The sequence below is a fragment of the Segeticoccus rhizosphaerae genome (assembly GCF_009192725.1).
GTDB classification, from domain to species: Bacteria; Actinomycetota; Actinomycetes; order Actinomycetales; family Dermatophilaceae; genus Segeticoccus; species Segeticoccus rhizosphaerae.
In genome coordinates, this window is sequence record NZ_VOHR01000127.1 from 1 (window position 1) to 10,119 (window position 10,119).

The 10,119-nt window shown below is 70.5% G+C and carries 10 protein-coding genes; 6 read left to right on the forward strand and 4 right to left on the reverse strand.

Annotated features, from left to right (window positions below):
* Together FRW57_RS11540 and FRW57_RS11545 are read left to right on the forward strand one after the other, a co-directional pair.
* Positions 1-1,078 (forward strand): MFS transporter (locus tag FRW57_RS11540; RefSeq protein ID WP_152186043.1); only part of this gene is annotated, 1,078 nt, incomplete at its 5' end.
* 81 nt (positions 1,079-1,159) lie between these two features.
* Positions 1,160-1,666, forward strand: a complete 507-nt coding sequence (locus FRW57_RS11545; protein ID WP_137119795.1) for an NUDIX hydrolase — start codon at positions 1,160-1,162, stop codon at positions 1,664-1,666.
* A gap of 40 nt (positions 1,667-1,706) precedes the next feature.
* Here FRW57_RS11545 and FRW57_RS11550 read toward each other — a convergent pair whose 3' ends face one another.
* Positions 1,707-3,920, reverse strand: a complete 2,214-nt coding sequence (locus FRW57_RS11550; protein ID WP_152186044.1) for an NADP-dependent isocitrate dehydrogenase — start codon at positions 3,918-3,920, stop codon at positions 1,707-1,709.
* 111 nt (positions 3,921-4,031) lie between these two features.
* Positions 4,032-4,499 carry a redox-sensitive transcriptional activator SoxR gene (gene soxR, locus FRW57_RS11555; RefSeq protein ID WP_202911341.1) on the reverse strand — a complete coding sequence of 156 codons (468 nt, stop codon included), beginning with the start codon at positions 4,497-4,499 and terminating at the stop codon, positions 4,032-4,034.
* 81 nt (positions 4,500-4,580) lie between these two features.
* Between soxR and tpx the strand changes: the two genes are divergently transcribed.
* Positions 4,581-5,075 carry a thiol peroxidase gene (gene tpx, locus FRW57_RS11560; RefSeq protein ID WP_152186045.1) on the forward strand — a complete coding sequence of 165 codons (495 nt, stop codon included), beginning with the start codon at positions 4,581-4,583 and terminating at the stop codon, positions 5,073-5,075.
* A 90-nt stretch (positions 5,076-5,165) separates the two neighbouring features.
* Here the strand turns inward: tpx and FRW57_RS11565 are convergent, their stop codons facing one another.
* Entirely contained in the window at positions 5,166-6,683 is a 1,518-nt protein-coding gene (locus tag FRW57_RS11565; RefSeq protein ID WP_152186046.1) for a S10 family peptidase, read from the reverse strand.
* Between the two features lie 61 nt (positions 6,684-6,744).
* Here FRW57_RS11565 and FRW57_RS11570 point away from each other — a divergent pair, with 61 nt between their 5' ends.
* From FRW57_RS11570 to FRW57_RS11580, 3 genes are read left to right on the forward strand one after another with little or no spacing between them, the layout of a single operon-like run.
* A complete protein-coding gene (locus FRW57_RS11570) occupies positions 6,745-7,545 on the forward strand; it encodes an exodeoxyribonuclease III (protein ID WP_137119791.1) in 801 nt (266 codons plus the stop codon).
* 38 nt (positions 7,546-7,583) lie between these two features.
* Positions 7,584-8,453, forward strand: a complete 870-nt coding sequence (locus tag FRW57_RS11575; protein ID WP_152186047.1) for an HAD-IIA family hydrolase — start codon at positions 7,584-7,586, stop codon at positions 8,451-8,453.
* Positions 8,454-8,460: 7 nt separating this feature from the next.
* The gene (locus tag FRW57_RS11580) at positions 8,461-9,372 is read left to right on the forward strand and encodes a helix-turn-helix domain-containing protein (RefSeq protein WP_137119789.1); all 912 of its coding nucleotides are present in this window, start codon (positions 8,461-8,463) and stop codon (positions 9,370-9,372) included.
* Positions 9,373-9,432: 60 nt separating this feature from the next.
* Here the strand turns inward: FRW57_RS11580 and FRW57_RS11585 are convergent.
* Positions 9,433-10,119: galactokinase (locus FRW57_RS11585; protein ID WP_420853246.1), on the reverse strand; the 687-nt coding region annotated here is incomplete at its 5' end.

A 10,119-nucleotide genomic window follows, 5' to 3' on the forward strand; every position in this document is an offset into this window, starting at 1 on the left:
CGTCCTCGCGCTGCTGGCCTCGGAGTTCCCGGAGGGGCGTGAGCGCACCCGGGCCCTCGGGCTCTACAGCGCGGCCTCGGTCGGCGGCGCCGCCATCGGCCTGGTCGCGGGCGGCATGCTCGTCCAGTGGACGTCCTGGCGCTGGGTGATGTTCGTCAACGTGCCCGTCGGCCTCGGCCTGCTCGTCGCCGCCCTCGTCGTGGTGCGCAACAGCGCGCGGGCCGCCGGTCGCTTCGACCTCGGTGGCGCGATCAGCTCGACCGTCGGGATGACGGCCCTCGTCTACGGCTTCGTCCACGCGGCCTCGGACGGCTGGCAGAGCACGACAACACTCGCCTCGTTCGCCTTGGGCGCCGTGCTCATGGCGGCGTTCGTGCTGATCGAGCGGCGTGCCGCGATGCCGGTCGTGCCGCTCGGCCTGTTCGCCGACCGCGGGCGCGCCGGGGCCTACATCGGCCGGCTCCTGCTCGTGGCCGGGATGACAGGGATGTTCTTCTTCCTCACCCTGTTCCTGCAGGACGTGCTCGGCTACGGGCCGTTGACGACCGGTATGGCGTTCCTGCCGGTCACGGTGGCGCTGTTCACCTCCGCACAGTTCAGCGCGCGCGTGTGGGTGGAGCGGTTCGGCCCGCGACGGGTGATCCTGGCCGGTCTCGCGCTCTCCACGCTCAGCATGCTGTGGCTCTCCCGCCTCGGGGCCGGTGACTCCTACCTCGACGTGCTCGGTCCGCTCATCCTGTTCGGTGCTGGCAACGGTGCGGCCTTCGTGCCGCTCACCAGTGTGGGGCTCTCCGGGGTGCCTGCACAGCAGTCCGGCGCCGCGTCCGGCCTGATGAACGCCATGCAGCAAGTCGGCGGTTCGCTCGGTCTGGCCGTGCTCGTGACCGTCTTCGGCAGCGCGAGCCGCGGGGCCCAGGCCCTACCCGGTGCCGGTGCGGTGGCCCAGGCTCACCACGCGTTCGCGGTCGGGGCCGACCAGGCCTTCCTGGCCTCGGCGGGCCTGCTGGCGCTCACCCTGGTGATGATCGTCGTCCTGGTGCGGCAGCACCCCCGGGAGTCGCTCGACCTCGCCGCATGACCGCCTCCGGCACGCCCCTCCCGCCACCCGACGATGGGTGTCCGGGAGGGGCGTGCGCCGTCGGCCGATAGCGTCGGGGCCATGCCCGTCCCAGACTTTGTCCTGCGGTTGCGCTCGAAGATCGGGCACGACCTGCTGCCGATGTCGGGCGCAACCGGCGTCGTGCTCGACGGCGACCGGTTGCTGCTCGGCCGTCGCGCGGACACCGGGGGTTGGTCGCTGCCGAGCGGCATTCTCGAGCCCGGCGAGCAGCCCGCCACCGGCGTCCTGCGCGAGATCCTCGAGGAGACCGGTGTCGTGGCAGCCGTCGAGGCGCTGACCAGCACCCACGTGCAGCCGCCGGTGGTCTACCCGGGCGGCGACCGGGCGCAGTACCTCGACCTGACCTTCCGGTGCCGCTACGTGAGCGGGTTGGCGCACGTGGCCGACGACGAGTCGCTCGAGGTCGCGTGGTTCGACCTGTCCGGCCTGCCGGAGCTGTCGACCAGCTCTCGGTTCAAGCTCGACCGGGCGCTCGAGTTCACCGGCACGACCTGGTTCGAGGGCCTCGACGACCGGGTGGCGCCGGACACGGCACACCGATCCTGACGCGGTGCCGTCCTGACCGCCCTCGGCACCCCGAGCGGGGTCAGGAGGAGATCGTGGCCAGCGCTGCGTTCAGGGTCGCCGAGGGGCGCATGACCTCGGCGGCCTTGTCGGGGTCGGGGCGGTAGTAGCCGCCGATGTCGGCCGGATGGCCCTGGACGCTGATCAGCTCTTCGTTGATCCGGTCCTCGTCCCGGGCCAGCGCCGCAGCCAGCGGGGTGAACGCCTCGGCGAGCTGGGGGTCGGCGGTCTGTGCGGCGAGCTCCTGGGCCCAGTAGAGCGCCAGGTAGAAGTGGCTGCCGCGGTTGTCGATCTGGCCCACCTTGCGCGCCGGTGACTTGTTCTCGCTGAGCAGCGTCTCGGTGGCGCGGTCGAGGGCGTCTCCGAGGACGCGCGCGTGCGCGTTGCCGGCGCTCGCCTCGTGACGGAAGCTCTCGGCCAGCGCGAGGAACTCGCCCAGGCTGTCCCAGCGCAGGTAATCCTCCGCCAGCAGCTGCTGGACGTGCTTGGGCGCGGACCCGCCGGCACCCGTCTCGAACAGTCCGCCGCCTGCCATCAGCGGGACGACCGACAGCATCTTGGCGCTGGTGCCCAGCTCGAGGATCGGGAACAGGTCGGTGTTGTAGTCGCGCAGCACGTTGCCGGTCACCGAGATGGTGTCCTCGCCGCGGCGGATGCGCTCGACCGACAGCTTGGTGGCCTCGACCGGCGACATGATGCTGATGTCGAGGCCCTCGGTGTCGTGGTCGGCGAGGTAGGTCTTGACCTTGTCAGTGAGGTTGGCGTCGTGTGCCCGCTCCGGGTCGAGCCAGAAGATCGCCGGGGTCTGTGACTCCCGCGCCCGGGTCACGGCCAGCTTGACCCAGTCGCGCACCGGGGCGTCCTTGGTCTGGCACGCACGCCAGATGTCACCGGGCGCGACCTCGTGCTCCATCAGCACCTCGCCCGCGCTGTCGACCACCTGGACGCGGCCCGACTCGTGGATCTCGAAGGTCTTGTCGTGGCTCCCGTACTCCTCCGCCTGCTGCGCCATCAGGCCGACGTTGGGCACCGAACCCATCGTCGTGGGGTCGAAGGCGCCGTGCTCCCTGCAGTCGTCGATGACGGCCTGGTAGACGCCCGCGTAGCAGCTGTCGGGAATGACGGCGAGCGTGTCGTGTTCCTCGCCGTCCGGGCCCCACATGTGACCGGAGGTCCGGATCATCGCCGGCATCGAGGCGTCGATGATGACGTCGCTCGGCACGTGGAGGTTGGTGATTCCCTTGTCGGAGTTGACCATCGCCAGCTTCGGGCCGTCGGCCAACCCCTTGTCGATCGCCGACCGGACGCCGTCGCGCACGTCTGCCGGCAGCGAGTCCAGGCCCGCGATGATCGAGCCCAGCCCGTTGCTGGGGGACAGCCCGGCGGCGGCCAGCTGCTCGCCATACTGCGTGAAGACCTCAGGCAGGAAGGCACGGACGACGTGGCCGAAGATGAGCGGGTCGGAGACCTTCATCATCGTCGCCTTCAGGTGCACCGAGAAGAGCACGTCGTCGGCCTTGGCGCGCGCGACCTGGTCCTTGAGGAACGCCTCGAGGGCGGCGGCGCGCATCACGGTGGCGTCGACGACCTCGCCCTGCAGGACGGGGATCTCCTTGAGCACGGTGGTGCCCGAGTCGGCGACGAGCTGGACGGTCAGGGTGTCGTCCTGGGGAAGGACGACGGACTGCTCGTTGTGCCGGAAGTCGTCGGCGTCCATGGTGGCGACGTCGGTGCGCGAGTCCTTGCTCCACGCACCCATCGAGTGGGGGTGCTTGCGCGCGTAGTTCTTCACGGCGGCGGGGGCGCGACGGTCCGAGTTGCCTTCGCGCAGCACCGGGTTGACCGCACTGCCCTTGACGCTGTCGTAGCGGGCGTGGGTGTCGCGCTCCTCGTCGGTCGTCGGCTCGTCCGGGTAGTCCGGAAGCTCGACGCCCTGGCCCTGGAGCTCGGCGATCGCGGCCTTGAGCTGGGGGAGCGATGCGGAGATGTTGGGCAGCTTGATGATGTTGGCCTCCGGCGTGGTGGCCAGCTGCCCCAGCTCGGCGAGCGAGTCGCCCACCCGCTGGTCCTGCGGCAGGCGGTCGCCGAACGCGGCGATGATGCGAGCGGCGAGGGAGATGTCGCGGGTCTCCACGTCGACGCCGGCCGTGGCCGCGAAGGACTGGACGACGGGCAGGAAGGAGTAGGTCGCCAGCATCGGCGCTTCGTCGGTGAGCGTGTAGATGATCTTGGCCATGAGCGGCTTACTCCTGTGCGTCGGGTGGTCGAGCGGGGTGATTGCTGGTGGCGCTCAGGCTATCGAACGGCTGCGGTGGACCGGCTCGGGCTCTGATCGCAGAGGCGAGAGTCATGCGGGGTCCGTCGTGAAGCCGTCGTCGGGAAAGAGGCGGCGTGAGCCCGAGCCCTCGGTGCCGAGGACGTCGTCGGGGTTGTAGAGCCTGCAGCTCTTCAGGGACAGGCAACCGCAGCCGATGCACCCCGTCAGGTCGTCGCGGAGCTTCTCCAGGTCGGCGATCCGCTGCTCGAGGAGCGGACGCCACCTGCGCGAGATGCGGCTCCACTCGGCCTTGTTCGGTGCCCGGTGCGGGTCGAGGTCGCGGAAGGCCTCGGTGATCTCGTGCAGGCTCAGCCCGACCCGCTGTGCCGCCCGGATGACCGCGATGCGCCGCACCACCGCGCGTTCGTAACGGCGGCGGTCGGCAGCCGTGCGCGTGCTGCTGATCAGGCCCAACGTCTCGTAGTAGCGCAGGGCCGACGGGGCCACGCCGGCGCGCCTGGCCACCTCGCCGATCGACAACAGGTTGCTCTTGTCCACACCTCGACCTCAAGTTCCCTTGATGTTACCGCGACCGGGCCACGCTAACGCAGCCCTGAGCGCACCGTGTAGAAATGACCCATGGCTACTACCGCACTCAAGGGATCCCCCGTCCGCACCGTTGGCGAGCCGCCTGCCATCGGGACCAAGGCGCCGGACTACACCCTCACCGGCACGGACCTCGGCGAGGTCTCGTCCGCGGACGTCACGGGTCGCACCGTCCTCAACATCTTCCCCAGCATCGACACCGGGGTCTGCGCGGCGAGCGTGCGCCGCTTCAACGAGCTCGCCGCGAGCCTCGACAACACCACGGTCGTCTGCGTGTCCAAGGACCTGCCCTTCGCCCAGGCGCGCTTCTGCGGCGCCGAGGGCATCGATGACGTCGTGGTCGGGTCCGACTTCCGCTCGGACTTCGGCGAGAAGTATGGCGTGACGATGGCCGACGGGGCGATGCGCGGCCTCCTGGCACGGGTCGTCATCGTGCTCGACGTGGACGGCACGGTGACCTACACCGAGGTGGTCCCCGAGATCGGCCAGGAGCCCGACTACGACGCCGCCATCGCCGCCCTCGGCTGAGCTCCCTGTCCTTGCTCGCGCCACGCCGCTCGGGGGCGGGTCAACCGCGGTGCGAGCTGAGCACGGCGGGGTGACCGGGGCACTGGCGAGTCACACCTGGTGGCAGGCCCGACGGACGAACTCGGCCAGATCGGCGGACTGACGCACGCGTGACGGCTGGTGCACGTACATCATGTGGCCGGCCTCGTAGTAGGCGTGCTCGATGTTCGACTGCAACTGCGGGGGGATCTTCAGGTGCGCCAGCACCTCCTCCGCTCCTCGATGCGGCGTTGCCCCGTCGTAGTAGCCGTAGGCGACGTGCACGAGCAGGTGCGGGTTGGCGCGCATCGCCCGCTCGAGCTTGGCCCGCACGTCGACCGACTTCCCCTCGAACTCCTTGAAGGACCAGGGGTGCACCCTCTCGCTCGACAGCTCGTAGGGCAGGTTGCTGGCGTAGCCGAGCTCGTCGTGGACGTAGTGCCCCCAGGCCGCGGCAAACGGCCCCACCAGTGCGTCCATCGAGCAGTCGGCCTCCATGTTCTCGGCGATCCGGCTGGCAGCGGGCCCGCTGAACCGCCCGTCCAGGCGTCCGACCACGCGGCCCTCGACGCGCAACAGCTCGGTGAAGTAGCGCCAGTGCTCGATCCGCAGGTCCGCCCGGTCGACGTAGTCCTCGGAGAGCCCGGTCAGGCGCGCCAGCGTCGAGATCGCCTCCGCGCGCTCCTCGGCGGTGAGCCGGTTGCCACGCGACAGCACCCACGGGTAGTCGCGGTCGGCATACGCCTCGGCCTCGGTGAGGACCGTGCGTAGCGCCTTGCGCCCGTGCTTGCCGTGGTAGTGCGCGATGGCGGCATAGGTGGGCAGGTAGTTGACGCACGCCTGGTCGTTGTTGTCCCAGAAGTCGATGGTGCCGATGTCGAGGACGCTCGAGATCAGCATGAGCCCGTTGAGGTAGAGGCCGTAGCGGCTCTGCAGTCGCTCGGCCAGGGCCGCGGCGCGCAGCGTGCCGTAGGACTCGCCGGCCAGCAGCTTGGGCGACATCCACCGTCCGTTGCGCGTGGTCCACAGCCGGATCACCTCGGCCACGGACTCGATGTCGGGCTGGTAGCCGTGGTAGTCGGCGGGCTTGCCGCCCTCGACCGCACGTGAGTACCCGGTTGACACCGGATCGATGAAGACGAGGTCACTCACGGCCAGCAGTGACTCGGCGTTGTCGACGAGCCCGTATGGGGGAGCAGCCAATTCACCGACATCACCCATCACCACTCGACGCGGGCCGAGCAGGCCGAGGTGCAGCCAGACCGATGCCGACCCCGGACCACCGTTGAAGGCGAAGGTCACGGGCCGCTTCGTCGCGTCCTTGGCGCCCTCGCCCTCGAGGACGTAGGAGGTGACGAAGACCTCTGCCTTGGGCCTGTGGCCGCGGAAGACGCCGTCCTCGTAGACCTCGTCGCGCAGCACGAGGCGGCCGGCGGTGGCGCTGTAGCGGAACGTCCGGCGACCGACCTTGAGGGTATGCCGGGTGGTCACCAGATCGTCGGCCGGAGCCGGCGGCGCAGGCTCCTTCGTCGTGGTCTCCTCCACCTTCGAGTCGGCTTCGGTGCGCTGGGGAGTTGTCGGTTCGGCCATCCCGCGACGATAGCCGCACCCCGGCGGCCCTCGGTGGCAGTGGGATCGGGACAATGGCGCCATGCGGCTCATCAGTGCGAACGTCAACGGAATCCGGGCCGCAGTGCGTCGCGGTGGGCTCGACTGGCTGGCCGAGGCGCGACCCGACGCCCTCTGCCTGCAGGAGGTGCGCGCGAGCGACGAGCAGCTCGCGAAGGCGTTGCATGGCAGTGCGTTCCAGGACTGGCAGGTGACGCACGCGGCGTGCTCGTCGGCCGGCCGGGCCGGGGTCGCGGTGCTGACCCCACGGTCACCGACCCGCGTCCAACGCGAGCTCGACGACCTCGGCTTCTCCGACTGCGGGCGCTGGGTCGAGGCCGACGTCAGTCTCGGCGGGGTCGTCGTCACCCTCGTGTCCGTCTACGTCCACACCGGGGAGGCCGGGACCGGGCGCCAGGACGAGAAGTACGCCTTCCTCGAGGCGATGAGCTCGCGGATGAAGCAGCTCGGGTCGGACGGGCGGCTCACGGTGGTGACCGGTGACCTCAACGTGGCCCACCGGCAGGTCGACCTGAAGAACTGGAAGGGCAACCTGGGCAGGTCCGGGTTCCTGCCGCAGGAGCAGGCCTACCTCGATGGGTGGCTCGGCGCGGGCTGGGTCGACGTCACCCGTCGGTCGGCCGGCGACGTCGAGGGCCCCTACACGTGGTGGTCCTGGCGAGGCAAGGCCTTCGACAACGACACGGGGTGGCGCATCGACTACCAGCTCGCGACCGAGCCGCTCGCCCAGCTGGTGACGGCCACGTCGGTGGGTCGGGCCGACAGCTACGCGCAGCGGTGGAGCGACCACGCCGCCGTGCTGGTCGACTACGAGCTGCACTGAGCGGGCCGTTCCGGGGCCGGACGGTGCAGGATGGGGCCATGACGAACCGCAGGCCGGTGGAGTGCTGGCTGACCGACATGGACGGCGTGCTCGTGCGCGAGGACCGGGCGATCGACGGCGCGCCCGAGTTCATCGGGCGGCTCATGGAGATAGGCCGACGCTTCCTGGTGCTCACCAACAACTCGATCTACACACCGCGCGACCTGCGCGCCCGGTTGTCCGCCAGCGGGATCGACATCCCGGAGGAGGCCATCTGGACCTCGGCACTGGCGACTGCGCAGTTCCTCGAGGAGCAGCGCCCCGGAGGCAGCGCGTTCGTGGTCGGGGAGGCTGGCCTCATCACGGCGCTGCACGACATGGGCTACACGATGACCGACCGCAACCCCGACTACGTCGTGCTCGGAGAGACACGGACCTACTCGTTCGAGGCGATCACCCGCGCGATCCGGCTGGTCGAGGGCGGTGCGCGGTTCATCGCCACCAACCCGGATCCGTCAGGCCCCTCGCCGGCGGGCTCGCTGCCGGCCACCGGCGCCGTCGCCGCGCTGATCAGCCGCGCGACCCAGGTGGACCCCTACTTCGTGGGCAAGCCCAACCCGTTGATGATGCGCAGCGCGCTCAACCAGATCTCGGCCCACTCCGAGACGACGGTCATGGTCGGCGACCGCATGGACACGGATGTCATCAGCGGCCTCGAGGCCGGACTGCGCACCGTCCTCGTGCTCACCGGGTCCACGCGCGCGGAGCAGGTCGAGCGATTCCCCTTCCGGCCGACGCGGGTGGTCGACTCGGTCGCCGACCTCATCCCCCTGATCGACGAGTTGTCCCCGCCGGCCGGAGAGCCGGCCCCTACCGACGGCCCTGGTGCGCAAGATCGATCAAGCCCGGCGCGCGCGCCCGCCCGATGATCGTGCCATGACACCAGGCAGCGACACCTTCACCGCCTTCGTGGACGTCCTCGCCGCGGCGCTGGACGACCACGACGCCGACGGCGCGGATCTCGCGGCCCGTCTGCACCTGTCGCGGTTCCACCTCGACCGGGTCGTCTCGGGCGTCTGCGGTGAGCCGCCGGCGAGGTTTCGCCGACGCATCCTGCTGGAGCGGGCGGCATACCGGCTCATCACGACCCGGCGGACCATCCTCGACGTCGCCGTCGAGGCGGGCTACACCTCACACGAGGCGTTCACCCGCGCGTTCACCCGGGCGTACGGGATCGGGCCGGCCGCCTGGCGGCTGCACCCGACCCGCACCCAGCTCGAGGCGCCCAGCGACGTGCACTTCCATCCACCCGGCAGCCTGCGGCTGCCTGCACGAACGAAGGTGAGCTCCATGGACCTGTTGACCAAGATGGTCGAGCACCACGTCTGGCTCGTCGGCGAGATGGTCTCTCGCGCGGCGACATTGAGCGATGAGCAGCTGGACGCGCCGATCGAGGTCTCGGTGGACGAAGACCGGCAGACGTTGCGGTCCTTGCTGTCCCGGCTGGTCGGCCAGATGGCGATGTGGAACGCCGCGCTGGCGAGCCGCGACTACGACTGGTCGCTCGAGGAGCACGAGAGCGTCACCTCGATGCGGCGCAGGCTGGCGCAGGACGGGCCGACCTACCTGGCGCACGTGCGCGAGGTCGTCGACGGCAACCGCCTCGACGACACCTTCGTCGACGCCCTGTGCGAACCGGCGGAGGTGTTCACGTATGGCGGGATGATCGCCCACGTGCTGACCTTCGCCGCCCATCGCCGCACCCTGGTGGCGCTCGCGCTCGACCGGGCCGGCGTCACCGACCTGGGCTGGGGAGACCCGATGCGCTGGGTCGCCGAACCGGCCTGACCCGACGAGCCGACCGCCCCACGAACGTGCGATCCGGCGTCTTGGCCGGTGTCGACCGGGTCAGCCGTCGCGCCGGGCCGGCCCCGCAGCCTGCACCGGGAAGCACTGGGGTGCACGGAAATCCGCGTCGGCGAACGCCTCTGTCACCGCTTCGGTCACCACCGCGACCCGATCCGCGGGCACGACGGCGATCGCCGAGCCGCCGAAACCACCGCCCGTCATGCGCGAGCCGAGCGCGCCGTGTCTCCGAGCGGTCTCGACGGCGAGATCCAGCTCTGCACTGGAGATCTCGAAGTCGTCGCGCATCGATGCGTGCGACTCGTCGAACAGCACACCGACAGCGGCGAAGTCGTCGGCACGCAGGGCCGTGACCGTGTCGCGCACACGCTGGATCTCGGTGACGACGTGGCGGGCACGCCGGCGGGTCACGTCATCGTCCAACCGGGGGAGCGCACGGTCGAGCGAGTCGGCCGGCACCTCGCGCAGGCTGCTCACGCCCAGGTCGTGGGCGGCCCGCTCGCAGGACTGCCGCCTCGCGGCGTACTGCCCGTCGACGAGGGCGTGCCGGGCACGGGTGTCCATCACGAGCAGCACCAACCCGTGGGCGGGAAGGTCGAAGGGAACCTGCTGCGTGGAGCCGTCGCGGCAGTCGAGCAGCAGCGCGTGGGCCGGCGTGCAGCGCAGTGCCGCGGACTGGTCCATGCCGCCGGTCGGCGCCTGCGCGACGACGTTCTCGGCGTCCCGGCA

What these genes read in the sequence shown, in the direction of transcription:
- FRW57_RS11545 (WP_137119795.1), top strand. Translation starts at nt 1,160, where the DNA reads ATGCCCGTCCCAGACTTTGTCCTGCGGTTGCGCTCGAAGATCGGGCAC.
- FRW57_RS11550 (WP_152186044.1), bottom strand. Translation starts at nt 3,920, where the DNA reads ATGGCCAAGATCATCTACACGCTCACCGACGAAGCGCCGATGCTGGCG.
- tpx (WP_152186045.1), top strand. Translation starts at nt 4,581, where the DNA reads ATGGCTACTACCGCACTCAAGGGATCCCCCGTCCGCACCGTTGGCGAG.
- FRW57_RS11565 (WP_152186046.1), bottom strand. Translation starts at nt 6,683, where the DNA reads ATGGCCGAACCGACAACTCCCCAGCGCACCGAAGCCGACTCGAAGGTG.
- FRW57_RS11570 (WP_137119791.1), top strand. Translation starts at nt 6,745, where the DNA reads ATGCGGCTCATCAGTGCGAACGTCAACGGAATCCGGGCCGCAGTGCGT.
- FRW57_RS11575 (WP_152186047.1), top strand. Translation starts at nt 7,584, where the DNA reads ATGACGAACCGCAGGCCGGTGGAGTGCTGGCTGACCGACATGGACGGC.
- FRW57_RS11580 (WP_137119789.1), top strand. Translation starts at nt 8,461, where the DNA reads ATGACACCAGGCAGCGACACCTTCACCGCCTTCGTGGACGTCCTCGCC.